The organism is Verrucomicrobiia bacterium (assembly GCA_019634625.1).
Classification (GTDB): Bacteria; Verrucomicrobiota; Verrucomicrobiia; order Limisphaerales; family CAIMTB01; genus CAIMTB01.
In genome coordinates this window covers 43714-68902 of record JAHCBA010000035.1, presented here as the reverse complement: position 1 = coordinate 68902, position 25189 = coordinate 43714, and the positions used below count along the sequence as shown (strand labels likewise).

The 25189-nt window shown below is 67.8% G+C and carries 17 protein-coding genes; 11 read left to right on the top strand and 6 right to left on the bottom strand.

Translation table 11 applies throughout. The annotated features are described in order from the left end of the window. Nucleotides 1–227 precede the first annotated feature (227 nt). Genes KF833_18230 through KF833_18215 form a run of 4 tightly spaced genes read left to right on the top strand, consistent with a single transcriptional unit; the run spans nucleotide 228 to nucleotide 2979 of the window. Complete coding sequence (locus tag KF833_18230) at nucleotides 228–1829, top strand: sodium/solute symporter (protein MBX3747250.1); 1602 nt, start codon at nucleotides 228–230, stop codon at nucleotides 1827–1829. Beyond that, complete coding sequence (locus KF833_18225; protein MBX3747249.1) at nucleotides 1826–2098, top strand: hypothetical protein; 273 nt, start codon at nucleotides 1826–1828, stop codon at nucleotides 2096–2098. The genes KF833_18230 and KF833_18225 overlap by 4 nt, the downstream gene beginning before the upstream one ends. 18 nt (nucleotides 2099–2116) lie before the next feature. Further along, a complete protein-coding gene (locus KF833_18220) occupies nucleotides 2117–2332 on the top strand; it encodes a hypothetical protein (GenBank protein MBX3747248.1) in 216 nt (71 codons plus the stop codon). 17 nt (nucleotides 2333–2349) lie between these two features. Beyond that, nucleotides 2350–2979, top strand: coding sequence for a hypothetical protein (locus KF833_18215; GenBank protein ID MBX3747247.1), 630 nt, complete (start codon nucleotides 2350–2352; stop codon nucleotides 2977–2979). Between the two features lie 49 nt (nucleotides 2980–3028). Here the strand turns inward: KF833_18215 and KF833_18210 are convergent, their stop codons facing one another. Beyond that, nucleotides 3029–4120, bottom strand: a complete 1092-nt coding sequence (locus KF833_18210) for a Gfo/Idh/MocA family oxidoreductase (GenBank protein MBX3747246.1) — start codon at nucleotides 4118–4120, stop codon at nucleotides 3029–3031. Between the two features lie 746 nt (nucleotides 4121–4866). Here KF833_18210 and KF833_18205 point away from each other — a divergent pair. The 5 genes from KF833_18205 to KF833_18185 all read left to right on the top strand — a co-directional run bounded on the left by KF833_18205 (nucleotide 4867) and on the right by KF833_18185 (nucleotide 11906). Further along, nucleotides 4867–5481: a TetR/AcrR family transcriptional regulator gene (locus KF833_18205; protein ID MBX3747245.1), complete on the top strand. Its 615-nt coding sequence runs from the start codon at nucleotides 4867–4869 to the stop codon at nucleotides 5479–5481. 195 nt (nucleotides 5482–5676) lie between these two features. After that, the gene (locus KF833_18200) at nucleotides 5677–6849 is read left to right on the top strand and encodes an efflux RND transporter periplasmic adaptor subunit (protein ID MBX3747244.1); all 1173 of its coding nucleotides are present in this window, start codon (nucleotides 5677–5679) and stop codon (nucleotides 6847–6849) included. Between the two features lie 54 nt (nucleotides 6850–6903). After that, complete coding sequence (locus KF833_18195; protein MBX3747243.1) at nucleotides 6904–9996, top strand: efflux RND transporter permease subunit; 3093 nt, start codon at nucleotides 6904–6906, stop codon at nucleotides 9994–9996. A gap of 71 nt (nucleotides 9997–10067) precedes the next feature. After that, complete coding sequence (locus tag KF833_18190; protein ID MBX3747242.1) at nucleotides 10068–11504, top strand: efflux transporter outer membrane subunit; 1437 nt, start codon at nucleotides 10068–10070, stop codon at nucleotides 11502–11504. A 12-nt stretch (nucleotides 11505–11516) separates the two neighbouring features. Continuing rightward, complete coding sequence (locus tag KF833_18185; protein MBX3747241.1) at nucleotides 11517–11906, top strand: NADH-quinone oxidoreductase subunit A; 390 nt, start codon at nucleotides 11517–11519, stop codon at nucleotides 11904–11906. A 7-nt stretch (nucleotides 11907–11913) separates the two neighbouring features. On the opposite strand, the gene tsaD is transcribed toward KF833_18185, so the two are convergent. The 4 genes from tsaD to KF833_18165 all read right to left on the bottom strand — a co-directional run bounded on the left by tsaD (nucleotide 11914) and on the right by KF833_18165 (nucleotide 16517). Next, nucleotides 11914–12957: a tRNA (adenosine(37)-N6)-threonylcarbamoyltransferase complex transferase subunit TsaD gene (gene tsaD / locus KF833_18180; protein ID MBX3747240.1), complete on the bottom strand. Its 1044-nt coding sequence runs from the start codon at nucleotides 12955–12957 to the stop codon at nucleotides 11914–11916. A gap of 21 nt (nucleotides 12958–12978) precedes the next feature. Beyond that, nucleotides 12979–14259, bottom strand: a complete 1281-nt coding sequence (locus KF833_18175) for a S41 family peptidase (protein MBX3747239.1) — start codon at nucleotides 14257–14259, stop codon at nucleotides 12979–12981. Nucleotides 14260–14498: 239 nt separating this feature from the next. Beyond that, entirely contained in the window at nucleotides 14499–15197 is a 699-nt protein-coding gene (gene ispD, locus KF833_18170) for a 2-C-methyl-D-erythritol 4-phosphate cytidylyltransferase (protein MBX3747238.1), read from the bottom strand. 21 nt (nucleotides 15198–15218) lie between these two features. Continuing rightward, the gene (locus tag KF833_18165; GenBank protein MBX3747237.1) at nucleotides 15219–16517 is read right to left on the bottom strand and encodes a PQQ-binding-like beta-propeller repeat protein; all 1299 of its coding nucleotides are present in this window, start codon (nucleotides 16515–16517) and stop codon (nucleotides 15219–15221) included. 364 nt (nucleotides 16518–16881) lie between these two features. Here KF833_18165 and KF833_18160 point away from each other — a divergent pair, with 364 nt between their 5' ends. Further along, entirely contained in the window at nucleotides 16882–19266 is a 2385-nt protein-coding gene (locus KF833_18160) for a choice-of-anchor D domain-containing protein (protein MBX3747236.1), read from the top strand. A gap of 343 nt (nucleotides 19267–19609) precedes the next feature. Further along, on the top strand, nucleotides 19610–23308 hold the full coding sequence (locus KF833_18155; GenBank protein MBX3747235.1) for a VCBS repeat-containing protein: 3699 nt from the start codon (nucleotides 19610–19612) through the stop codon (nucleotides 23306–23308). Between the two features lie 61 nt (nucleotides 23309–23369). Here the strand turns inward: KF833_18155 and KF833_18150 are convergent, their stop codons facing one another. Continuing rightward, nucleotides 23370–25010 carry an NPCBM/NEW2 domain-containing protein gene (locus tag KF833_18150; GenBank protein ID MBX3747234.1) on the bottom strand — a complete coding sequence of 547 codons (1641 nt, stop codon included), beginning with the start codon at nucleotides 25008–25010 and terminating at the stop codon, nucleotides 23370–23372. Between the last annotated feature and the right edge of the window lie 179 nt (nucleotides 25011–25189).

Genomic DNA, 25189 nt, shown 5'->3' with positions numbered 1-25189 from the left:
GGGACTTACCGTGTTGCGGGATCTGCGAGTGGATGCGGTGGGGTAGGTCACTTCGGAGGGACGGGTTCCACAAGGCCGCAACGGTGTGGAGCGTTGGGTTGAGGCCTCGCCGAGCTCGTCGCTCCGATTCGCTGCCTCCTCACCCACAACTCCGGGATGTACCGGGGCTTCAGCGGATCCTTTGCGGCCGCTTGACCTGGGAATGGGCGGCACCCTATACACCGCCGATGCCCGCCCCGGCCGTGTTCCTCGCCCAAGCCGCCAACGGCCTGACGACCATCGATGGGGTCATCATTTTCTTCTATCTGGCGGCAACTCTGGCGCTGGGAACAGTGATCGCACGGTATGTGAAGTCCTCGGGGGATTTTCTGCTGGCCGGCAAGTCCCTGCCGTTTTGGGCGGTGGGAATGTCGATCGTGGTGAGCGACATTGGGGCGATCGACATGGTGTCCGGGGCGGGGGCCGCCTATCGGTATGGGCTGGCGCAGGCGAACTTCGATTGGATCGGGTCGGTGCCGGCGATGATCCTGGTCGGGTTCCTCTTCGCGCCCTACTTCTGGCGCAGCGGGGTGTGCACGCTGCCGGAGTTTCTGGGACGCCGGTACGGCAACGGGGTGCGATGGTTCCAGGCGGTGATCTGGCTGGGGTTCCTGCTGTCGATGCTGGCGGTCATGCTGTGGGCCTCGGCGGTGTTCCTGAACACGGTGGTGGGCTGGAGCATCGGCACGGCGATTTGGGTGACGGTGGCGGTGGTGGGTTTCTACACGGTGCTGGGGGGGCTGACGGCGGTGGTGTTGACGGATGTGATCCAGACGGTGGTGATGTTTGTCGGGGCGGCGGCCTTGCTGGCGCTCAGCTTCTGGAAGCTGGGTGGATGGAACAACCTGGTGGAGGCCGTGTCAGCGCGGGGGCCGGAGTTCGCCAACCATTTCCGTCTGCTCCTGCCCAACGACGCAGCGACGCCGTATCCCTGGTCGGGCATTCTGCTGGGGCTTGGGATCGTGCTTTCGACCGCCTATTTCTCGAGCAATCAGGCGGTGATCCAGCGGGTGCTGGGCGCGCGTTCGGAGTGGGATGCCAAGGCGTCGATGGTGTTCGCCGGGTTCCTCAAACTGTTCGTCCCGGTGCTGATCATGATCCCGGGCATCGCGGCCGTCGCGCTGCATCCGGGGCTGTCCAATCCGGACAGCGCCGTGCCGCTGCTGGTTCGCGACCTGCTTCCGCCCGGCCTGACGGGCCTGGTGTTTGCGGCGTTTTTCGCGGCCTTGATGTCGAGCGTGGATTCCTACCTCAATTCCTCGACCACGATCCTGGTGTCGGACGGCTATCAACCGGCGTACCAGTGGATTGCGGGGCGGCCGGCCGGGGACCTTCAGTGTCTCTGGATCAGCCGGATCCTGACGGTGGCACTGATTGTCACCGCGGGGTTTGTGGCACCGGTGATCGAGCGTTTTGAGACGGTGTACCTGGCGATTCAGACGTTGTTCTCGCTGTTCCAGGGTCCGACCCTGGCGGTGCTGATCCTGGGGATCTTCTGGCGACGGACCAACGGGTGGGGTGCGATTTCCGGTCTGGTCCTCGGAGTCTGCTTTTCCGGATCGCTGAGCCTGGTGGGCGGGAGCCTCTTTCCGTCGGAGGATCCGTTCCTGTTTGTTGCCTTCTGGGCCTTCGTCTTTGCGCTGGTGGTGACGGTGGGCGTGAGTCTGGTGACGCCTCCGCCATCGCCTGAGCGAATCCGGGGTCTCGTGTTCGGCGAGGTCCTGCATGATGCGACCACCCAGGCCCTGCTGGCCGAACGCGCGGCCCGCACCGATCCCCAACCACCATGAAGGAAGCGATCCAGTCGTTCCTCGAACAGACGCTCGTCCCGGTCCTCAAGCTGGGATTCGACCCCTGGCATGCGGCGCTCAATGCGCTGCCGCCGTCGGTCTGGCGGATGGCGGTGTGTCTGTATCTGCTGGTGGGTTGCCTGTGGACGCTGCGGCTCAACCGGGAGTTTGTGTTCCGGGGGGCGCCGGACGCCGCGCCCTGGCGGGATTTGCGGGTCTGGGTGGCCCTGCTCGTGGTGCCTTACGTGGCGGTGTATTTGATTTTCTGAGTTGTCCCGATTGCCGCCATGTCCGCCCATCTTCCCGAACATCGCGCCCGCGACACCGCCATCCTGCGGTTGATGGGCTGGTTCTTCATCCTGTTCGCCGTGCTGGTTCTGATCGGGCTGTTCTGGACCCACGAAACCCCGGGGCGGGTGGTCAACCTGCTGGCGTCGGTGGCGTTGTCCGGCGCAGGCGCGATCTTTCTGTGGACGGGCCACCGTCTGCGGCGGCGTTCCTGAAAGGGCTCCGGGGGCGCATGGATCATCTTCCCCGGCGCCGGCTGCCGGTGCGGGTCCCGATCGAGGCGGCCCGCCAGCAGTTGACCCGCGAACGGTTTTCGGTGCGGCTGGCCCGTGCGCTGGCCGGTTGGATTGCCTCGACGGTGCGAGGATCCGGGCTGGACAGGTCGCTGGCCGGCCGCGGCTTCGAGCGGGTGCATCTCCCGTGCTGCTGGGTGGAGATCGAACCCGCTCCGACGGCACCGCTGGCGGTGCTGGTGGACGGGTTTGCCCGTACGGCGCAGGTGGTGCATCGCGAGGCGCTGGAGACGGCTTCACCCGAGGCTGGCACTCCCGAGTTCGGCTACCCCCTTGATGCAGGGGCCACAGTCGAGCTGGCCCGACAGGCGATCCTGATGGCCCGGCTCGGCCGGCGTCTGCACGGGACGGGTGTTCCCGCCAGCCCTGCCGCCCTGCATCCGACCGCCTTCCTCTCCTATCCCTACGAAGTGCTGCACTTCCCGCGGGGCCGGCGCCGGGATTTCCGGATGTTCGATCTGGTCACCGGCCGGCCGGCGGGCCCCTTGGTCCGGCTGGCCTTTGTCCAGGCCCTGAGGCAGGCGGCGAAACCGGACGGTTCCGTGTCAGACGTGACCCGGTGGCGCTGAGGGCGTGCGGAACGGCGGGAACGGGGGCTCGGAGGTTTCCGGCAAGCCTTCAGTCTCCCTCCAGCCAGAGGTCGATCGGGCGCTTCACCTTGGCGCGGAACGGCAGTTCGACGCGCTGCCCGCGGCGCGCCGAGGCATAGGCGGCGCAGAGGACTTCGAGCACGGCCCGGCCGTCGTCGCCGGTGACGAGGGGCGGGCGATCGTCGCGGACGCACTCGATGAAGTGGCGGAGTTCCTGTGGGTAGCCCTGATTGAACGCCTCCTCGAAGATGGTGAAGGTCCAGCCCTGGGTGCTGCCTGCCTTCTCCATGGCGTAGCCGTAACCCTTTTCGGAGTAGGTCAGGGCGGAATTGCCCTGAAAGAGATCGGCATAAATCACCCCGCCGGTGCCGTACACCTCGACGCGGTCGTCCATGCCCCCGTACTTGGCCCAGGAATTCTCGACCACTCCGATGGCCCCGCCTTCGAACTCGACGGTGCAGATGACGTTCTCCTCGGCGCGGGTGCGGGCGCCGTGGATCAGGTCGGTCTGCATATGGGCCTGGACGGCCCGCACCGTGGGGCGTCCGCCGAGCATCCACCGGAACCAGGCGATGCCATGGCAGCCCAGATCCATCAGGGCCCCGCCCCCGGACTGGTTGATGTCGTAGAACCAGTCGCTGTGCGGGCCGCTGTGACGTTCGGCCTGCCGCATCTGGTAGATCGAACCGATCGCCCCTTCCTGGACCAGTTTCCGCACCCGCTCGTACTTGGGTGCGAAACACAGTTCCTCGGCGTACATGAGCTTCCGGTTGGCCCGTGCGCAGGCGGCGATCATTTCGTCCGCCTCCTCGAGGTTCATGGCCATGGGCTTTTCGAGGATCACGTGCCTGCCTGCCGCGGCGGCCGTCAGGACCGCCCGGTGATGGAGGAAATTGGGGATGCAGACGTCCACCACGTCGCAGCCCGATTCCCGAATTGCCGCCTCAAGGTCCGAGTACCAGAGGCCGATGTGGTGCTTGCGGGCGAAGGCTTCCGCGCGTTCCGGGTTCCGGGTGTACACCGCGACCACCTCGGCTTCCGGAACGAAACGTTGGTACGACTCGAGATGGATCTCGGCGATGAATCCAGCTCCAAGCAGGGCGACCTTGGTCTTGCTCATGACGCGTCCCCGATTAGCGCACGACGTTGCGTCCCCGGGCAAGCCGCCGTCCTTCCGCGGCCCATCCGGCCCCCTGCGGATTTCCCCCGAGCCTTGGACCGTATTTGTCCCACCCCTTCCGGCATGATGGCTGCGACAACGACGAAAGGTGCCCCATGCCCCGCCAACAACTGGAACTGATCCTGCCGCAGCCCGTCAGTCCGACTCCGCCGTTCCGGCTGTCCGGCACGTGCCGCGGATCCCGGCGCCGCACCGCGGCGCGCTGGTGGTTCGATCGGATGCGGGCCGCCGTGGAAAGGGCGCCGGCGTGGGGGGAAGTGTCAGCGGCACCGGCAGGGCCCTCGGAGGGACCGGCTTCGCAGCCGGTTTGAAGCTGCGCCATGCGCGATGCTCGCCTCGTGTTGGGCTTCGCGCTCTCAGGCTGGAGCCGGGGCGAGATTTCGACCGGGTGAAGCAGGACACGGCGGTGCATCTCGGCGTTGTGGGTGAGGAGGCAGTGCATCGGAGGGACGAGCTCCGCGAGTCCTCAACCCAACGCTCCACACGCATGCGGCCTTGTGGAACTCGGCCCTCCGAGGCGATGCTTCGCGAAGTTCACTCCTCTCCCCACAACTCCGGGATGCACGGAGGACCCGGGCATCTGCAAAACAGAAGTTGACTAACTAGTCCAGAATCAGGACAGTCGGCGGCGTCGCTGAGCCCGGGGCCGGACCCGGCGCCGACGCGGAGCGGAATGCGAAGTCACCATGGGTCGCACCAGTCAATCGCGCGAGAAGCTGATGAAAGCCGTCACCGAGCTGATCTGGACGGGCTCGTATGGCAGCACCACGATCGAACAGATCTGTGAGCGTGCCGGGGTGAAGAAGGGGAGTTTCTACCATTTCTTCGAGTCCAAGGCCGCCCTGGCCACCGCGGCGATCGAGGCCGACTGGGAGGAGCATCGACCCCGGTTGAACGAGATCTTTTCCCCCGTTCATCCTCCCCTGGAGCGGATCCGGCGCTATTGCGGCATGGAGTACGACGACCAGGCAGCGTTGAAGAGCCTGCATGGGAGAACGCTTGGTTGTCCTCTCTGCACGCTGGGCACCGAAATCTGCGGGATCGAGGACAGTCTGCGCCTCAAGGTCAGCGAGGTGATGGATCAGTTCCGCCGCTATTTCGAGACGACCATCCGGGACGCCCAGGCCGAGGGCAGCGTCCCGGTCGCCGATGCCGGCGCCAAAGCGCGGGCCGTGTTCGCCTACGTGGAGGGACTCCTCGCCCAGGCACGGATTGCGGACGACGTGGAGGTGCTGCGGGAGATGGAGCGCGGCATCCTGGATCTGCTCGGGGCGCGATCCGAATTCGCCGGCCGACCGTGATCGCCCTTTTTTTCGGCATGTATTTGACTAGACGGTCAACTTTTTGTGTCGATGGCCCGAAAGGGGACTCCCGGACGCCCGGTTCGTTCGCCAGAGTCAGCTTCGTCGGGCCGCATCGTCCGGCCATGCCCCGGAAGGCCTCGTTGGATCGCCTGCCTTTGTCCCGAAACCCCAAACCCAATCGTTGTGCAGCATATGGAATCTGTCCGCCCCCGTTCGTCCGGTCCGCCTTCTGCCGTGTCTGAGGAAGCCGCCTGTCCCCCAAGGCCGGGCTGGATGGCGTCCGTTGTCCTCCTTGCCGTGCTGGTCGCCGCGGGCACGGCTCTGGCGACGTGGAAGGCGCGCGCCCTGCAGGCGGCCGACGCCCTCGCCGCCCAGCAGGCGGAACCGATGGAGTTCGTCACCACGGCGGTTGCCGAACCGCGTGAGCATCGGCGCTCGATCACCTCGATCGGGACGGTGCTGGCCCTTCGTTCGACCACGTTGCGCAACGAACTGCCTGGCACGGTGCGCGAGGTGCGGTTGACACCGGGCGGCATCGTTGAGGCCGGGACATTGCTGGTCGCGATGGATGTCTCGGTGGAAGAGGCCGAACTGAAGGCGGTCGAGGCACAGGCGGCCCTGGCCGAGACGTTGCTGCACCGGGTCGAACGCGCGGTCCAAAGCCGGGCCACATCCCAGATGGAATGGGATCGCGCCCGTGCGGACCTCGATGTGGCGCGGGCCCAGATGGAACGACTCCGGGCGGTGATTGCCCGCAAGACCGTCCGGGCTCCGTTCCGCGCCCGTCTCGGCCTGAGCGATGTGCATCCAGGCCAGTACCTCGAAACGGGCACCCTGCTGACCACCGTGCAGGGGGTGGACGACGCGGTCCATGTGGACTTTGCGGTGCCCCAGCACGTGGCGGAACAGCTTCAAGTGGGCGAGCAGGTGACCCTTCTGCCCGGGCTTCTCCGCGAGGAGGTGTCTGCCGCCGTGGTGGCGCTCGACGCCCGCGTCGATCCCCGGACCCGCAACACCCTGGTGCGGGCGCGCGTTGAGGACGGCCGGGTCCTGCCGGGTCCCGGCGCGTCGGTCCGGGTCCGCGTACCGGCCGGCGCCCATGTCGCCGCCGTCGCGGTGCCGGTCAGCGCGGTGCGCAAAGGACCGGAAGGCGATCATGTCTTCGTGGTCTCGCCCGACGAGGAAGGGAAGGTCCGGGCCCGGGTCCGGCGGGTCCGCTCCGGGCCGATTCTCGGGGACGAGGTGTTGGTCATGGAAGGACTGGCGGCGGGCGAGACGGTGGCGGCGTTCGGCTCGTTCAAGCTGCGCGAGGGGGTCCTGGTGGCGGCGGTGCGGCACGCCGTTGCCGGGGAGGCTGCGAACTGACCCGTTGCCTGAGACTGCGTCGTCCTTCGAGCCATTACCCAGCCCGGGCCATCCATGCGTTACGTCACCGACATCTTCATCAGGCACCCCGTTCTCGCGGTGGTGCTCAACCTGGTCATCGTGCTGGTTGGCGTGCGGGCACTGACCCAACTGCCGGTCCAGCAGTATCCCAGCATCGAGAGCGCGTCGGTGGTGATCACCACCGTGTACACGGGAGCCAGCGCGGAAACGGTGCGCGGGTTTCTCACCACGCCGATCGAACGGGTGGCCTCGGCGATCGGCGGGGTGGATCACATCGAGTCCACCAGCCGCGCCGGGATCAGCATTGTCACCGTCCGGTTGAAGCTGAACCACAGCAGCACGGCGGCCCTTGCGGAGATCACGGCCAGGCTCCAGCAGGTGCGGTCGGAACTCCCCGCGGAAGCGGAGCCGCCGGTGGTCGAGGTGCAGCGGGCGGACCGGCCCTACGCCTCGTTCTACCTGAGTTTCTCGTCGCGGGAGCGGAGCGTTCCGGCCATCACCGACTGGCTTGCCCGGACGTTGCAGCCGCAATTCGCGACCCTGGCGGGCGTGCAGCGGGTGAGCTTCGAGGGCGGACGTCCGATCGCCATGCGGGTCTGGATCGACCCCGACCGTCTGGCCGGGGTCAACCTGGCGCCCGGGGACGTCCATGCCGCGCTCCAGCGCAACAACTACCTCGCGGCGGTCGGGCAAACCAAGGGCCAATGGGTCCAGGTCAACCTGCTGGCCAACACCGATCTTCGGACCGTCGAGGAATTCGAGAACCTCATCGTATCGGAGCGGGACGGCGCCCTGGTGCGTCTGGCCGACGTGGCGCGGGTGGAGTTGGGCGCCGAGGAACCCGACTGGATCGCCAAGTTCAACGAGCGCGAGGCCGTGTACCTCGGGGTCTGGCCGCTGCCCGGCTCCAACGAGATCGAGGTGGCCGCGCGGCTTCGCGCCGAGATGGAACGGGTGCGTCCGACGCTGCCACCGGACATCGAGATGGAACTCGCCTATGACGCCACGGTGTTCATGCGCGACGCCCTGCGCGAGATCGGCATGACCCTGGCGGAGACCATGGCCATCGTCGCCCTGGTGATCGTGCTGTTCATGGGGTCGCCCCGGACGGCCCTGGTGCCCCTGGTGGCCATGCCGGTCTCGCTGATCGGTGCGGTGGTGGTCATGTACGCCCTGGGCTTCAGTCTCAACCTCCTGACCATTCTGGCCATCGTGCTGTCGGTCGGGCTGGTGGTGGACGACGCCATCGTCGTGGTGGAGAACGTCGAGCGCCATGTCCGGGAGGGGAAGACGCGCATCGAGGCGGCGCTGGTGGGGGCGAGGGAACTGATCGGCCCGATCGTGGCCATGACCGTCACCCTGGCCGCGGTGTACACGCCCATCGCCTTCCAGGGCGGGCTCACCGGGATGCTCTTCCTCGAATTCGCCATCACGCTTGCCGCGGCGGTGGTCTTCTCGGGGATGGTGGCCATCACCCTGTCGCCGGTGATGAGTTCCCGCTTCGTGCATCCGCACGGACGGGAGAGTGCGCTGACGCGGCTGGTGAACCGCGCCTTTGACGCGGTACGACGCGGCTATGCGCGCCTGCTGGACATTGCCCTGGGCATGCGCTGGACGGTGGTGGTGGCGGCCCTGGCGATCATGGCGGCGGCCTGGCCGTTCTATCACCATTCGCGCCGCGAACTCGCGCCCGTCGAGGACCAGAGCCACATCAGTCTGTTCCTCGAAGCCTCCCCGGACTCGACCATCGAGGCGACCTCCCGGCAGTCCCTGGAAGTCGTGCGGGCGATCACCGGATTCGAGGAAGCCCGGTTCATGTGGTCCCTCACCGCCGGATGGGGCGGGTTTGGAGGGCTGGTGGCGAAGGACTGGCGCGAACGGGAGCGGTCCACCGAGGCCATGTATGGCGAGGTGTACGGGGCGGTGTCGCAGATTCCCGGACTCCGGGTGTTTCCCCGGCTCGACCCGCCGCTGCCGACTCCCGGCCAGTACGATGTCGAGCTGGTCCTCCAGAGCGACGCGCCGCTCGACCGGATGTTGGAACTCGCCACCGCGGTGGTCCAGGCCGGCTGGCAGAGCGGGAAGTTCCTCTACGTGGACACCGACCTGAAGATCGACCAGCCGGAGGCCCGGGTGGTCCTCGATCGCGAGCGACTCGCCGATCTCGGTCTCGACCTTGCCACCGCCGGTCGCGAACTGGGGACCGTTCTCGGGGGCGCCTACGTGAACCGGTTCAATTACCACGACCGGAGCTACAAGGTGATCCCCCAGATCGGCGACGAGGACCGCACGACGGTCGGACCGCTGCTGGACTTGAAGATCAAGACCGGCGACGGGGACCTGGTACCGGTCTCCTCGTTCACGCACATCGAATCCGGCACGGCCCCCCGGTCGCTGAACCGCTTTCAGCAGCGCAACGCCGTCCGCGTCTTCGGAGGGGTGCAGCCGGGGGTGACCAAGGAGGAGGCCCTTCGGGTGCTCGAGAACGCCGCCAACGCCGCGCGAGGACCCAATGTGGTGCTCGATCACGCCGGCGAGTCGCGCCAGATCCGGCGGGAGGGATCGGCCCTGACGGTGACGCTCGGGTTCGCGGTGGCGCTGATCTACCTGGTTCTTGCGGCGCAGTTCCGGAGCTTCCGGGATCCGCTCATTGTGCTCCTGGGCTCGGTGCCGCTGGCGATCTCGGGGGCGCTGCTTTTCAGCTTCCTCGATCTCACGACGATCAACATCTATTCCCAGGTCGGCCTCATCACCCTGGTCGGGCTGATCGCCAAGAACGGCATCCTCATTGTCGAGTTCGCCAACACCCTCCGCGAACGCGGCCAGGATCGGGCCTCGGCCCTTCGCGAAGCCTGCCTCACCCGGTTTCGACCGGTGCTGATGACCTCGGCCGCCACGGTGTTCGGGCACTTCCCGCTGGTGCTGGTCACGGGGCCGGGCGCGGCGGCCCGCAACAGCATCGGGATCGTTCTCGTGGCGGGCATGGTGGTGGGCAGCCTGTTCACCCTGTTCGTCGTCCCGGTGTTCTATTCGCTGCTCGCCACCCGCCACCGGGGTGTGCCGGTGCCGGCGACCCCGGAACAGCCCGCCCCGCAGATCGCCCCAACCCCCGTCGGCGCCGCCTGAGAACGGACCGGCGTCCCCGTGGAGATCCTCTTGTGAAAGCCTATCGAATCCCGTGTTCCTGGGTCCTGGTCATGGCCGGCGCCCTGACCGCGGCCTCCGCCGCCGTGGGCCCGGACTACCAGCGTCCCGAAACGCCCGCGCCCGCTGCCTACAAGGCCTCCGAATGGGGGGATTGGAAGCCGGGCGAACCCATGGATCACCTGGGCAGGGGCCCATGGTGGGAGTTGTTCAACGATCCGGAACTCGACCGTCTCGCGGTTCTGGCCGCCGGTTCCAACCAGGAACTCCGGGCCGCGATGGCCACAGTCGAACAGGCCCGCGCCGCCGCCCGGATTGCCAGGGCCGACCTCCTTCCCGCCGTGGATGCCCAACCGGGCTTCCGGAGGGAACGGTTTTCCCCCAACCAGGAACCCGACTTCGGCGCCATCACCGCCAACACGTTCCGCGTGCCGCTCGACCTGAGCTACGAACTGGATTTGTGGGGACGCGTGCGGCGCGGTTTCGAAAGCGCCCGCGCCGAGGCCGCGTCCCGCCAGGCCGCCCTGCACACCGTCCTGCTCACACTCCAGGCCGACGTCGCCCAAAACTACTTTCGCCTCCGGGCGCTCGATGCCGAGATCGCCGTCGTGCGCCGGACTCTCGACCTGCGCCGCGAGCAGGTCGGCATCGTGGACGGGCGCCTGGAGGCCGGGTTGGGACCCGAACTCGATGTGGCCCGGGCCCGCACCGAACTGGCCGTGGCCGAGGTGGAACGGGCCGCCCTCGAACGCCAGCGCGGCGAACTCGAGAACGCCCTCGCCATCCTCACCGGCCAGCCGCCCCCGGCGTTCCGCCTCGCGCCCCGCCCCGATCCGTTGGGGGAAGCGGAACCCGAACCGCCGCTCGTTCCCGCCGGCCTGCCCTCGGCCCTCCTCGAGCGGCGCCCGGACATCGCCGAGGCCGAGCGCCAACTGGCGGCGGACAACGCCCGGATTGGCATTGCCCGTGCGGCCTTCTTCCCGGTGGTCCGGCTGACCGGGTCGGGCGGGTTCCTGAGCGCGGATGTGGAAAGCCTGTTCCAGTGGGAAAGCCGCGTCTGGTCCATCGGGCCAAGCGTCTCGCTCCCCCTCTTCGCCGGAGGACGTCACCGCGCCGGGCTTCGACAGTCGAAGGCCCGCTTCGAGGAATCCGTGGCGCGGTATCGGCAGCGGATCCTGGTGGCCTTCGGGGAGGTGGAAGACGCCCTCGCCGCCCTTCGCCACCTGGCGGTCCAGGCGGACGCTCAATCGGAAGCGCTGGCGCAGTCGCTCCGGGCCCGCGACCTGGCCCAGGCAGGCTTCACCACCGGCCTGACCGATTTCCTCAGCGTCATCGATGCCGACCGCGAGGCCCTTCGCAACGAGCGTGCGATTCGGCAGATCGCCGGACAGCGCCGCATCGCCGCCGTCCAGTTGATCAAGGCTCTTGGGGGTGGCTGGGAAAACGGACCCGACAAAGTCCCGCGTGACCCGGTTGCCGTTCGTCCCTAGGATCGGCGCGTGATGTCGTCGCAGTTGGCGGAATACGTGCCGGTTCTCCTGCTGGGCCTGGTGGCGGTGGGTTTCGCAGCGGGGATGCTGGGGCTTTCGGTGCTCCTCGGGGCGCGGTCGCGTCGCACGGCGGTCAAGGACACCCCCTACGAATGCGGCATGGAACCGCAGGGGGAGGGTTCGGCCCGCTTCTCGGTGAAGTTCTATCTGGTGGCGATGCTGTTCATCCTGTTCGACATCGAGGTGGTCTTTCTCTACCCGTGGGCCGTGGTGTACCGGGAGCTGCTGCCCGAAAGCGCGGGGATGATTTTCGGCGCCATGGCGAGCTTCCTCGGCATTCTCTTCGTGGGCTACATCTACGCCCTCAAGCGGAAGGCCTTCGACTGGAAGAGTTCCACCTGACCGGCGTTCACTCGGGGTCGCCCCACGCTTCGTCCAGCGGCCAGCTCGGGCGGATTTCGGCGTCGTAGGGAGTGCTTTCGCCCCGGGCCAGCCGTCGCTCCGCCAGCACGCCAACCATCGCCGCGTTGTCGGTGCACAGAGCGGGCTCTGCCAGTCGCACCCGCAGTCCGTGCCGCGCCGCCTCGGTGGCCAGCAGGGCACGGAATCCCCGGTTGCAGGTGACACCTCCCGACGCGCTGACCAGCGACAGCCGCAACCGGATGGCGGCGGCGACCAGCTTGCCGACCAGCACTTCAATAATGGCGGCCTGCACACTGGCGCAGAGGTCGCGGCGCCCGGCCGGATCGGCGGCCACGTCCGGGTGCTTGTCGAGGAAGGTCCGGACGGAGGTCTTCAGTCCGGAGAAGCTGAAGTCGTCCCCGTGGCTGCGCAGGAGGGGGCGCGGGAAGGGATGGGCTTCGGGATTCCCTTCAGCCGCCAGCCGATCCACCCAGGGCCCTCCGGGATACGGCAGGCCGATCAGCTTGGCCACCTTGTCAAAGCACTCGCCGGCAGCGTCATCGAGCGTGGATCCCAGCACGCGATGGCGCAGGTCGGTGTCGAGGTGGACGAGCACGGTGTGTCCGCCGCTGGCGATCAGGGCGATCCCGGGTTCGAACGACGTGAAGTCCGCCCGCAGGGGATCGCCGCCGATCCAGGGCGAGAAGAGATGGGCTTCGTGGTGGTGAACGCCAAGAAACGGCACGTGGCGGGCAAAGGCGAACGACTGGGCGGCACGGACGCCAATCAGCAGGGCCTGCGGCAACCCGGGGCCGCGGGTGGCCGCCACGGCGTCGATCTGCGACGCCTCCAGCCGGGCCTGTTCGAGGGCGAGTCTCACGACCGGCGGCAGATTTCGCAGGTGCTCGCGTGCCGCCAGTTCCGGAACGACTCCCCCATACTCGGCATGGAGGGCCGTCTGGGAGGAGACCACATTGGCCAGCACCGCTCCGTCACTCACGACGGCCACGCTGGTCTCGTCGCAGGAAGTCTCGATGGCAAGGACGCGCACGGGCGGGGGACGACGCCGGGGTCAGGCGCGTCCGGACCTCTCGGCGGCCAGGATCTGGAGGCCGCGCAGGTAGTCGCGGGCGCGTTCGAGCGGCAGATCGCGGGTCTGCAGGGCGCGCTCGCGCTCGGCCGGTCCCAGCGCATCCAGGGCCCCGGGCAGGCGTCGTCGGAGAAGGTCCCGTTCCTCCTCGTCGGAGAGTTCGACGATGCTGTCGGGGGTGATGCCCTGCTCGTGGATGACGCGGTTGCTGGGGGTGTAGTACTTGGCCGTCGTCAGGCGGAGGGCCGATCCATCCGGGAGAGGGAGCACGCTCTGGACGGATCCTTTGCCGAAGGTCTGCTCCCCAAAGATGCGGGCACGGTCGAGGTCCTGCAGGCAGCCGGCCACGATCTCCGAAGCGCTGGCGCTGCCCCCGTTGACGAGCACCGCGAGGCGCAGCCTGGGGTAGCGACCGCGGCCGGAGGACCGGAATTCGCTCTGCTTGACCCCGCGCCGGCCCACGGTGGAGACGACCAGTTGATCGCGGGCGAGAAACTTGTCGCACACACGGAACGCCGAATCGAGGAGGCCGCCGGGATTGTCGCGCAGATCGAGAATCAGGGATTTCATGCCGGCCCGGGACATGACTTCGAGGGCGCTCTCGAGTTCGCCCGCCGTCTTCTCCCCGAACTGGGTGATCTGGACGTATCCAATGCCGTCCTCGAGCAGGCGGAAGTTCCGTCGCCCGTCGAGGTCCCGTACCGTGTAGATCGGAATGATCGCCCGGGTCAGCCTGTGGTCACTCGTCTCGTCGGTGCTGGGTCGGAAGGTGGTGATGCGGACATCCGTGCCCGGGCGTCCGCGAAGGCGGGTCACGACGTCCTGGAGCTGCCAGCCGGTGGTCGGCTCCCCTTCGACGGCGACAAGGAGATCGCCGGGAACCAGGCCGGCCTTCGCGCCCGGGGCGTTCTCGATGACATCCACGATGGTGATGTTCCCGCCGTGCGGGGAAATGGTCACGCCCACGCCCCCGAACTCCCCCTCCGTGTCGTCCTTGAGATCGTCGAACCGCCGCGGTTCGAGGAACTCGCTGTGGGGGTCCAGCGAATCCAGCATGCCCCGGACGGCTGCGGTGAGCAGGTCCCGATAGCTCAGGTCCTCCCCGTCCACGTAGTCGTTGCGGATCAGGTGCAGGACCCGGGAAAAGATGGCGAGCTGGGGATAGACATTGTCGCCGTCCGACGCCCGTGCCTCCGCCGCATAGAAGCGGACGCCCATCACCAGGTGGACCAGCAGCAGCAGGGAAACCGACCCCAGGATCATTCGGCGGCTCATAGCAGACCTTCCGTCACCACAACGTCCGGCACCCTAGAAGTCCCGACCTCACCCGGCAAGCGCCGGGACTGGAGCGATGGATTAAGGACTCGCGGAGCTCGTCCCTCCGAAGGGTGAAACGGGGTGGTGAAATCGGAGGGCCGGGTTCCACGAGGCCGCAGGGGAGGGGTGCGATGGGCTTGAGGACTCGCGGAGCTCGTCCCTCCGGAGTGGGGCGGGAACGGACGTCATTGGCCCGTCGCGCTTCCAGCCGCCCGCAGGAGCCATTCGATGTAGGGAACGTCGCCCGGGTACGTGACCTTGGGGTTGGGCGCGCGCGATTCCACCAGCCGCACCCGCTGCCCGATATGCTCGCAGGCAGCCGTGTCGTCGGTGACCCGGAGGCCCGCCAATTTCACGGCCTCCAGCGCCCGTTCGAGGAGGGATCGTCGGAAGATCTGCGGCGTCTGCACCGCCCACAGGCGCGACCGATCCAGGGTATGCTCGATCCATCGGCCATCGCCGCTTTCCTTGATCGTGTCGGTCACCCGCTGGGCGGTGACGGCAGCGCCCGCTTCCCGGGCTGCGGCGAGGGTGTCGAGGACTGTGCCGACCGGGGTGCATGGGCGGGCGGCGTCGTGGACGGCGACCCATTCGCAGTCGGGCGATGTGGCCTGGAGACCGTTCCACACAGAATCCTGGCGTTCGGGCCCCCCGGGGACGAGGCGCCATGGCAGCCGGGGAGCCAGCGCGGCAGCCAGTTCCTCGAAGGCCGGTTCCATGCCGGCCCGGACCACCACGATGATCTCGCCGAGCGCCGGGACGGCATCCAGGCGCGACCAGGTGTGGGCCACCACCGGCCGGCCGGCGACTTCGAGGAACAGCTTGTCGCGGTCGGGACCGAAGCGTGTCCCGGACCCGGCCGCGACCAGGATGGCGGAAACCATGGGGATGAGAGTCGCGGCGCCCTACCGTGCGGCGAGGCCATCCCGGTCCGTCAGGCACCAAAGCCCCTCCCAGGTCCGGAGGAAGATGTCGCCGCGGGACATGGCCGGACTGGCGTTGATGGGTTCGGCGATGGAATTGGTGGCCATGACCTCGAAGTTCGGTGAGGCCCGCAGCACGAAGGTGTCGCCGCTCTTGTTCACGGCGTAGATGCGGTCGCCGACGAGGGTGGGTGACGACCACGACCCGCCGGCCGGTCCGGGACCCTTGAGGCGCTCCTCCCAGAGCTGGCGACCGGTGGCCACGTCGAGGCACTCCATCAGACCCTCCATATTGAACACGTAGGCGCGGCCATCGAACACCACCGCCGATCCCAGCCGGTTCTTGCGGGCCCGCACCTCGTGCCAGACCCGGTGGGTCCGGCTGACATCGCCGTGCCCCCCGGTGCGAACCAGCAGGCTGCTGCCGAAGAAGCCGCCCATGGCCAGGACGGCGTCCCCGACCGGCACGGGGGAGGTGTACACGAGCGGATTCAATCCGGGATCGCGCCACAGTTCGCGGCCGGTCTCCGGAGCGTAGGCGCGGACCGATTCAGGAAAGGCGAGGATCAATTCGTGATGGTCACCGGCCGGGACGACCAGGGGCGTGCTGAACGTGCCGATGATGCCCGGCAGCCGGCCCTGGAAGCCGTCGAATCGCACGGTGGGCACGGGTTCGGGGAGGAGAACCTCCCAGGCAACGCGACCGTTGCGTTTGTTCAGGGCCACCAGCTTCGAGCCTTCGCCGGGTCCGTGGTACACGTACACCCGGTCGCCATGCAGGACGGGCGACGACGAGTAGCCCCACTCGTGGCGTTGCGGGCCCAGGCTGCGGGTCCACAGGATCCCGCCTTCGAAGTCGAACGCCCACACGCCTGCCGATCCGAAGGTGACCACCACCCGTTCGCCGTCCGTCACCGGCGAGGCCGCGGCGTAAGGATTGTCCTGGTGGGTCTCCTCGCGCGGTTCCCCGAAGGTGCCGGCCTGCCAGAGCTGGCGTCCGGTCTCGCGATCGAAGGCCAGCACCAGACGCTGGTGGGTGCGGTCGATCGCCTGCGTCACGAACACATGGTTGTCCCACACCACCGGGGTTGAATTGCCGCGGTCCGGAAGGTTTACCCGCCAGCGGACGTTTTCCTTCGCGCTCCAGTGGAGCGGAAAGCGGGCCTCCGCGGTCGTGCCGTCGCCACTCGGACCGCGCCAGGCGGGCCAGTTGGCGGGGAGGGAAAGGGGGACGGCCCCGGCACAGGCCGTCGCAAGGGCCAGGAGGAAGCGGTAGCGCATGGGCCGGGAGCATACCCATTCCCCGGTTCCCGCCAAGCGGGAGGCAACGGGGTCAAATCATTACATTCGGTTATTCGTCCGGGACCGGTTGCCTGTAAGGGCTGACCCCGTCGGGATCGGTTGGATGGCTGGCCCGATCCGTTCGATCCTGCCCGGAGCTCCCGTTCCGCCTGGGAACTGGGGAGGGCGATGCGGGGCCTTTCTCGATTTCGCCGAGTTGCCTCTGGACAATCCCGCCCGCGGTCGATCAGGGTTCCAACACTCCGATAGTGGGCCATGGCTGGAGGGTGTTGTTCCGAACCCGCGGTGTGGGCCGGTCCGCTGCGGCGCAAGGAATCCTCAATCCATGAACCTGTCTTCCAGTTTGCGCACCTTACTCCTTTCGCTGTTTGCCGCCGGGTTGTCGCTTGCCCCGGCGAACGGGCAATTGGTCGGCTTCTATCCGTTCGATGACGCCGGGAATCCCCTGCAGGACGCCAGCGGATCCGGCAACGACCTGACCGCGGGAGCCGGCGCGACCGATCCCGTGTACCATCCCGAAGGAGGCCTGAGCGGAGGCGCCTATTTCTACAATGGCGCCCAGAACTGGGTGGTGCCCATCGACATCAATCCCGGCACCCTCAGCCAACTCACCGTGGGCGCCTGGGTTCGAACCACGAGCCTGACGTCGGGCCTGCGCAAGGTCATCGGGCACGACGACGGCGGGTGGGATCGCACGATCGGTCTGGATAACCGGAATCCGCCGGGGGAAACCGGCAGCCCGTTCCGCTACATGTCCTTCGCCGGCAGCACGACCCACTACACGCCGAACGATGTCCCCGGCCCGGTCAGCACCAACGACTGGACCCTGCTCGTCGCCGCCTACGACGAGTTTTCCTCCACGGTCACCCTCTACGTCGATATCAACGCCAACACCGTCGGCGACGAAGTGATCGTTGCCACGGCCGTGGATGCCTTCTTCTCCCCCGGCCACGAAACCGCCGCCCTCGGCAATCTGCGTCCGGACAACGTGAGTGAGGGCTGGATCGGCTACATCGACAACGCCTTCTTCTTCGACCGCATCCTCACCGCCGAGGAAGTCACCCGTATCCGGAATCAGGGAACGCCCGATCTCAGTTTCGTGGCCGACCCGAACTTCTCCGCTGTCTCCGTGCCGGACCTCGCCGCGCTGCCCAAGTCCCCGACCCCCCACACGATCACGCTCCCCATCCGCAACGATGGTGCGGGCCAGACGCTGAACATCCAGGCCCCGGCGATCTCAGGCGCGGACGCCTCGTTCTACCAGGCAACCTCCTTCCCGGCACAACTGGCTCCGGGCGCCTCCGGAACCATCACCGTGGTCCTGGATCCCCAGGGTCAGGTCGGTCGGTTCGAAGGCCTCCTCACCGTGCTCAGCGACGACAGTGTCCAGCCCAGGACAACCCTCGATCTGGCCGCCACAATCGTGCCGGACGGCAGCGGGGACCCGCAATTGGTTCGGGTCTCGTCCGAACCGGTCTTCGGTCCATTCATCACGTCCCCAAGGACCGCGACCTTCGACATCCGGAATGAGGGCGCGACCGGGACACTCACCATCACGGGGGCTTCGTTGGTCGGCCCGGATGCGGCGCACTACACGATCGACGCGTTCCCTGACGCCCTGGCCCCCGGGGCCACGGGCCAGGTCCGCGTCACCTTCAACGCCCAGGGTTCCACCCGGGGTTCCTTCACGGCGTCGATCCGGTTCATCAGCAACGACGCCGCCAGCCGGGTCACGCTGGTGAACCTGCCGGTCACCCTTGCCCGGCCCATCCGACCGGCCCTGATCGGGTTTTATCCGTTCGACGATGCCGCGGATCCGCTCAAGGACGAGAGCGGCGGCCTGCGACATCTTGTGGAAACAGCGGATGGATTCTCGACCCCCTCCCATGACCCGCAGGGCGGCGTCGAGGGCGGCGCGTTTTTCTTCGATGGTTCGACCCGGCTCATCGCCCCGATCGACATCAATCCCAGTGTCCTTCCCGAACTGACCCTGGGTGCATGGGTCCGGGCGGACAACCTGGACTCCGGTCTCCGGAAGATCATGGGCCATGACAATGGTGGCTGGGACCGGGTGGTCGGCCTCGACAACCGGCCCGCGCCGGACGCCCCGTTCCGCTACACGGCCTTCACCGGCAACAGCCCGGGACCGCTCGATCTCCCGGGACCCGAAAGCTTCGAGGACTGGACCTTCGTGGCGGCCACGTTCAACCAGGTCCTCAACGAGGTGGTGGTCTATGTGGACATCGACTCCAGCACCACATCCGATGCCCTGGTCTCGGATCGCGCCACCACGACCCATGGGCCCGGCTTCACCACGTTCTCCATCGGCAGCATCAATCCCAACAGCCCTGCGGAAGGCTGGGTCGGTTCCATCGATAATGTGTTCGTCTATGGCGCCATCCTTTCGCCGGAACAGTTGACCCGCCTCCGGGACGGTCGCCGTGCGGCCATCCTCGCCAATGATCCCGACCCGGACCCGGATCCCGAGCCCACCGCCCCCACGATCGAATCCGTCTCCCACTCGGGAACCAGCCTGACCATCGTGTGGACCAGCGGGGCCGGGGTGTCGTACTCGATCCAGTACACCGAGAGCCTGACGCCCGCCGCGTGGACCACGATCGGCACCCGGATGAGCGAGGGGGCCACGACGACGTATCAGGATACCGATGCCGCCCGAATGGGCCGTGCTGCCGGGTACTACCGGGTGGTGATTCCCGCGGCCAACTGAACGGGGCACCCCCCCCCGGACCTCGACGCCACCCTGATGGAGCGGCCCCGTATTTCAAAAATGCAGGGCCGCTCCAGTGGCGGCCGGTGCGTCCCGGAGTTGCGGGTGAGGAGGCAGCGAATCGGAGGGACGAGCGCCGCGAGTCCTCAACCCAACGCTCCACACCGTTGCGGCCTCCTGGAACCCCGCCCTCCGAAGCGACGCTTGGCGAAGTTGGCACCTCTCCTCACAACTCCGGGATACACGGGTGTCGGCTGGCAAGCCGTTGTTCTCTCCCTTTCCGGGCCCGAAACCCGGAAGCTTGCGCCCCACCTCCGTGCCTTGTGATCCGGGAACGCAGCCGTTGGCAGGGTGGCGGCCGGCTGTGGCGGCGGTCGCGGGGGCATGCTGCCTTCTCGTTCCAGGCGCACAGGCGGCCTCTTCCGAAGTCCCACCCGCCTCCGGTTCCCGGCTGACGCCCCTCGATGTACCCTCCCGGGGCGCCACCGGCTTCGTCCGCCTGGCCCCCGAACAGACCGGTGTCCATTTCACCAACCGTGTTCCGGAGGCGTGGCTGAGTCGCAATCAGCTCTACGAACTGGGTTCCGGTGTGGCCCTCGGTGACATGGACGGCGACGGATGGATCGATCTCTATCTCTGCGCCATCGACGGCCCGAACAGGCTCTACCGCAACCTCGGTGACGGCACCTTCCTCGACGTGACCGAACCGGCCGGGGTGGCGTGCGCCGGACAGGCGTCCACCGGGGCGGTGTTTGCCGACATCGACGGCGACGGCGACCTCGACCTGATCGTGAACAGTCTGGGCGGCGGCACCCGCGTCTTCCTCAATGATGGCCGGGGCCGGTTCACCGAGGTCACCCAGGACAGCGGGCTTGCCGGGGCCCATGGCAGCACGAGCCTCGCCCTGGCCGATATCAACGGCGATGGCCACCTCGATCTCTACGTCGCGCGTTACCACACCCGGACCGTCAAGGATGCACCCCACCTGCTCAACGATGTCCGGGCCGGGACCGTCAACGGCCGGTTCGTCGTCACACCGGCCGACCGCTTCCAACCGCTGTTCCTCAAGTCCGGCGGTGTCAGCCTCTTCGAACGAGGCGAAGCCGACACGCTCTACCTCAACGACGGCACCGGACGCTTCACCCCGGTCTCGTGGACCGACGGCACCTTCCTGGACGAAGAGGGCGAGCCCCTGACCGAACCGCCCCTCGACTGGGGACTTGCCGTGGCATTCCGGGATCTCAACGGCGATCGCGCTCCCGACCTCTACCTCTGCAACGACTTCTTCCACTCGCCCGACCGGATCTGGATCAACGACGGGCACGGCCGCTTCCGGGCCATCCCCAGACTCGCCCTCCGGAATCAAAGCCTGTCGTCCATGGCGGTCGATTTCGCCGACATCAATCGCGATGGCCATGACGACATCTTCGTCCTCGACATGCTGGCCACCACCCATCGGGACCGGCATCGCCATCGCGCCAGCCGCATCCATCTCCAGGTCGAACGTCCCTTCACCCGGCCCGACTACCGTCCCGAGTACCCACGCAATACCCTGGCGCTCGCGCGTGGCGACGGGACCTATGCAGAGATCGCCCAGTATGCGGGCCTCGACGCCTCCGGCTGGTCCTGGGGCGCCGCCTTTCTCGACGTGGACCTCGATGGCTACGAGGACATCCTCGTCACCACCGGCAATCTGCGGGATGCCAACGACGCCGATTCCGGCCGGGACCGCTCCGGTCGCCTGGACGCCGCACGCCCCCGGTCCCGTCCGCCCCTGCCTTCAAGACTCGAACTGCCCTGCCTCGCGTTTCGAAACAACGGCGACCTTACCTTCACCGAGGTGGGCGCGGATTGGGGCTTCTCCACCCACGGCGTTTCGCACGGGATCGCCCTGGCGGACCTCGACAACGATGGCGACCTCGATGCGGTGGTGAACCACGTGGATCAACCCGTGGGGATCTATCGCAATACGGGGACCGCCCCCCGGGTTCAGGTCCGCCTCCACGGACGCGCTCCCAACACCCGGGCCGTCGGCGCGCGAATCCAGGTCACCGGCGGCCCGGGCGGCAGGCAATCCCAGGAGGTCATCGCCGGGGGGCGTTACCTTTCCGGCGACGATCCCGCACGCACCTTCGCCGCCGGCACCGCGGCCAACCGGTTGGAGGTCCAGGTCACCTGGCGCAATGGCGCGGTCTCCCTGGTCCGCGATGTCCCCGCCAATCATCGCCTCGAGATCTGGGAACCCGAACGGCCCTCCTCGACGCCGTCGTCCGCCCCGCCCCCGGATCCCCTTCCCTGGTTCGAGGACCAGAGCGGCAGGCTCCGTCAGGCCCACGCGGAGCCCCCCTTCGATGAGTCCTCCCTCCAACCGCTCCTCGAACGTTCCCTGGCCAACCGCGGTCCCGGCGTCGGATGGTACGACGTGGACGGCGACGGCTGGGAGGACCTGTTCGTGGCCAGCGGCCGGGGCAGCCACCCGGTGCTCTACCTCAACGACACCCAGGGTTTCTTCCGCCCGCTGCGTCGCGCCGAACGGGCCCCCCTCGACCAGACCACCGTGCTGGGATGGCGCAGCCCCGACGGGCAGTCGCGGATGCTGTTCGGATATTCGCACTACGAAGGCTGGGGCCCCGCCGAACCCGCGGTCATTGAGTTTCCCCTGCGATCCTCCGATCCGCCCCAAACGTTGCCCGCCAGCCCATCGAGTGTCGGACCGCTGGCCCTCGGCATCGTGGACGGAACCCCGGTCCTGTTCGTCGGCGGGCAGGTCCGGCCGGGACGCTACCCCGAGGCCGCCTCATCCCGGCTTCTGACCTGGCGCGTCGGCGCCTGGCATCCCGACACCCAGGCCACCGCGGCGTTCGAGGCGGTCGGACTGGTCCAGGGCGCGACCTGGGCCGACCTCGACGGCGATGGGCGGCCCGAATTGATCCTCGCCTGCGACTGGAGTTCCCTGCGCGTCTTCGCCCTCGAGAACAACGTCTGGAAGGAGATCACCGCCCGCCTGGGTCTGGCCCGGTATCGCGGCTGGTGGAATGGCGTCGCCGCAGGCGATTTCGACGGCGACGGACGGCTCGATCTCGTGGCGACCAACTGGGGACGCAACACCCGTCACCAACGCCACCGGGCCCGGCCCCTGCGCCTCTACCACGGGGAATGGAGCGGCACCGGCCGGATCGATCTTCTCGAGGCCTATTACGATCCGGACCTTGCCAGGTACGTGCCCTTTCAGACCTGGGACGTGCTCCGGGAGTCCCTGCCGGCCCTCGCCGTCCGATTCGCCGGTCACGCCGCCTACGCCGAAGCGGGCATCGACGACATCCTCGTGGACCACGCAGCCACCACCCGCTGGATCGAGGCGGACTGGTTCGAGACCACCGTCTTCCTCAACCGGCCGGATGGTTTCGAAGCGCGCCCACTGCCCGCCGAGGCCCAGTTCGCTCCGGCCTTCGGTGTCACCGTCAGTGACTTCGATGGCGACGGCCACGAGGACCTGGTCCTGGCCCAGAACTTCTTCGGAGTGCCGGCCGACACGTCCCGCCACGACGCCGGTCGGGGTCTCCTGCTGCTGGGGGATGGCCAGGGCGGCTTTCGTGCCATTCCCGGACACGTCAGCGGCATCCGGCTCTACGGCGAACAGCGGGGCGCCGCCGCCAGCGATTTCGATCAGGATGGAAGGGTCGATCTTGTCATCGCCCAATGGAACGGGCCGCCCGGCCTCTTCCGAAACCGCAGCGCGACTCCGGGCCTTCGGGTCCGGCTCAACGGCGGGGCGGGAAACCCTGACGGCATCGGGGCCACCGTCCGGGTGCAGTATGGAACCCGCTTCGGACCGGCCCGGGCCGTGGTTGCCGGCAGTGGCTACGGGTCGCAGAACGGCGCCGTGCAGGTCATGGGCCTCGCCGGAACTCCATCCCACATTCAAGTGCGCTGGCCCGACGGCACCCTGACCGTCAGGCCCGTACCCCCGGGTGCACGGGAAATGCTCATCCGCTCCGGGGAAGGTTCAGTGGGGATGCCACGCCCGGATTCGAGCCGCTGACGCCACTGTGGAAACACCGGGAGTGCTGCATGAAGTGCCCGGGCTTCGTTCCTCTTCCGCGTCACCGCTTCCGCACAAAGCCCGCGTCCGCCCAGTTCGCCAGGTCCTCCCGGTTGCCATCCCCGGCGTCCATGGCCACCAGCGTCAGCACCTGGGCCCCCTGCGGCAACGGCACGTTGAACCGCCAGGCCGGGAACTGAATGCGCATGACCGGACTCGAAGCCACTTCACGGCCGTCGAGGAACACCTTGAACACCACACTCGGGTACCGCGCGAGATTCGACCCGTAACTCCGGTCCAGCAGGTGTTCGTCCACGCCGGCCAGCCCCACGAACCGTTCGTACCCGGGCTCGATCCGGTAACTCACCGCACAGGGCGCATGGACGCCCAGCCCGCGCTCGTACACCCGCCGTTGAATGCGGATCGGATCCCCGCGGTTGGACCGGTCTTTCTGCGGCGGACGCGTGTCCCCCGAATACCGCACCTCGCCCCCGTAGGTGTGTCCGAACCCCACGTTGCGGATCGGTTCGAGATCCCCGATCCGCACGTCCGGCATGGGCGGCTGCGGCGCCAGCTTCACGAACACCCCCTCCGATTCCGCGCTCACCAGCCTGCCCCCGTCGAAGCCCGCCGCCCGCAACCGCGTGGTCTCCGTCACCCGAAGCGGTCCGCCATACCGCGGCGAGGTCACCAGGGGAACCGTGCCATCCAGGGTGAACCGGATCTCGGCACCCGGCTGCAGCGGAGTCGCGAGGCTGACGACGATGGGTTCCTCGAAGAGATGCGGACGCATGGTCGTACCCCAGGGCGCGATCCGAACCGGATCCAGGACCGTGCCATCGTCCCGCCACCGCCCCATCCGCCTCAGTTCCTCGCCGAAATGAACGGTGGGCGCCAGGTACCGCTCGAAATGCGACACCACTTCCCCGGTGTTTCCATCCGGCGTGAAACCCCGCGAGGGATCGTAACCGGGATGCGCATCCGTCATGTCCCGGGCCAGCACGCACTGCAATCCCGCGGACTTCATGGCCCGCAGCCCCATCGGCTTCCCCAGCAGGCACACCTGGGTGTGAAATCCCATGTAGAGGAGGTGGGTCAATCCGAACTTCCGGCAGATCGCATACACCTCCTCCTGCGTGTCAGGCATCCAATCCCCCTCCCCGATCCGCAACCCGGGATGCATCCCGTCCCACCCGTAGTTGCCCGCACAACGCTCGCGCCCGCACGCACACCCGCCCGCGTCAGGTACCGGCGGACAAGTCACCTCCATCACTTTCGGAACCGGGGTCCCGGGCAGCGCCAGGACGGCCTCCCTCTGGGCGAACCCCGCGTAGTTGTCCACGACGTCACTCGGACAGAGCATCACCGTCATGCCCAGTTCCCGGGCCGCCTCGAGGGCCCGGTTCAGGCGCGGCACGATGGCATCCACCCGCAGGGTGGCGGTCTTGCACCAATGGTAGTTCCAGACATCCACCGCGATGACGCCCACCCGGCGCGGATCCACCCGCTCCCGCGACAGCACCGCCTCGCCCGTTTCCAGGTCCCTCGTCTGCAGGGTCCATTCCATCGTTGCCGCCCCCATCCGGGCCGGCATGGCGCCCGACCCCAACAATGCGGCGATCCCCACCACGCCGATCCGCACCCCAGCCCGATTGGTCCACCCGAACACCCCGCCTATCCGCCTTCCACCTGCGATCCTCATGACCTGAATCGTCCCTTGATTCGTTCGATCCGTCGCGCCCAAAGCGAGGGAGCGGTGGGGGTCCGGTGCATCCCCAAGTTGTCGGTGAGGAGGCAGCCAATCGGAGGGACGAGCTCCGCGAGTCCTCATCCCAACGCACCCCATCGTTGCGGCCTCGTGGAACTCGGCCCTCCGAGGCG

What these genes read in the sequence shown, in the direction of transcription:
- KF833_18230 (MBX3747250.1), top strand. Translation starts at nt 228, where the DNA reads ATGCCCGCCCCGGCCGTGTTCCTCGCCCAAGCCGCCAACGGCCTGACG.
- KF833_18225 (MBX3747249.1), top strand. Translation starts at nt 1,826, where the DNA reads ATGAAGGAAGCGATCCAGTCGTTCCTCGAACAGACGCTCGTCCCGGTC.
- KF833_18220 (MBX3747248.1), top strand. Translation starts at nt 2,117, where the DNA reads ATGTCCGCCCATCTTCCCGAACATCGCGCCCGCGACACCGCCATCCTG.
- KF833_18215 (MBX3747247.1), top strand. Translation starts at nt 2,350, where the DNA reads ATGGATCATCTTCCCCGGCGCCGGCTGCCGGTGCGGGTCCCGATCGAG.
- KF833_18210 (MBX3747246.1), bottom strand. Translation starts at nt 4,120, where the DNA reads ATGAGCAAGACCAAGGTCGCCCTGCTTGGAGCTGGATTCATCGCCGAG.
- KF833_18205 (MBX3747245.1), top strand. Translation starts at nt 4,867, where the DNA reads ATGGGTCGCACCAGTCAATCGCGCGAGAAGCTGATGAAAGCCGTCACC.
- KF833_18200 (MBX3747244.1), top strand. Translation starts at nt 5,677, where the DNA reads ATGGAATCTGTCCGCCCCCGTTCGTCCGGTCCGCCTTCTGCCGTGTCT.
- KF833_18195 (MBX3747243.1), top strand. Translation starts at nt 6,904, where the DNA reads ATGCGTTACGTCACCGACATCTTCATCAGGCACCCCGTTCTCGCGGTG.
- KF833_18190 (MBX3747242.1), top strand. Translation starts at nt 10,068, where the DNA reads ATGGCCGGCGCCCTGACCGCGGCCTCCGCCGCCGTGGGCCCGGACTAC.
- KF833_18185 (MBX3747241.1), top strand. Translation starts at nt 11,517, where the DNA reads ATGTCGTCGCAGTTGGCGGAATACGTGCCGGTTCTCCTGCTGGGCCTG.
- KF833_18175 (MBX3747239.1), bottom strand. Translation starts at nt 14,259, where the DNA reads ATGATCCTGGGGTCGGTTTCCCTGCTGCTGCTGGTCCACCTGGTGATG.
- ispD (MBX3747238.1), bottom strand. Translation starts at nt 15,197, where the DNA reads ATGGTTTCCGCCATCCTGGTCGCGGCCGGGTCCGGGACACGCTTCGGT.
- KF833_18165 (MBX3747237.1), bottom strand. Translation starts at nt 16,517, where the DNA reads ATGCGCTACCGCTTCCTCCTGGCCCTTGCGACGGCCTGTGCCGGGGCC.
- KF833_18150 (MBX3747234.1), bottom strand. Translation starts at nt 25,010, where the DNA reads ATGAGGATCGCAGGTGGAAGGCGGATAGGCGGGGTGTTCGGGTGGACC.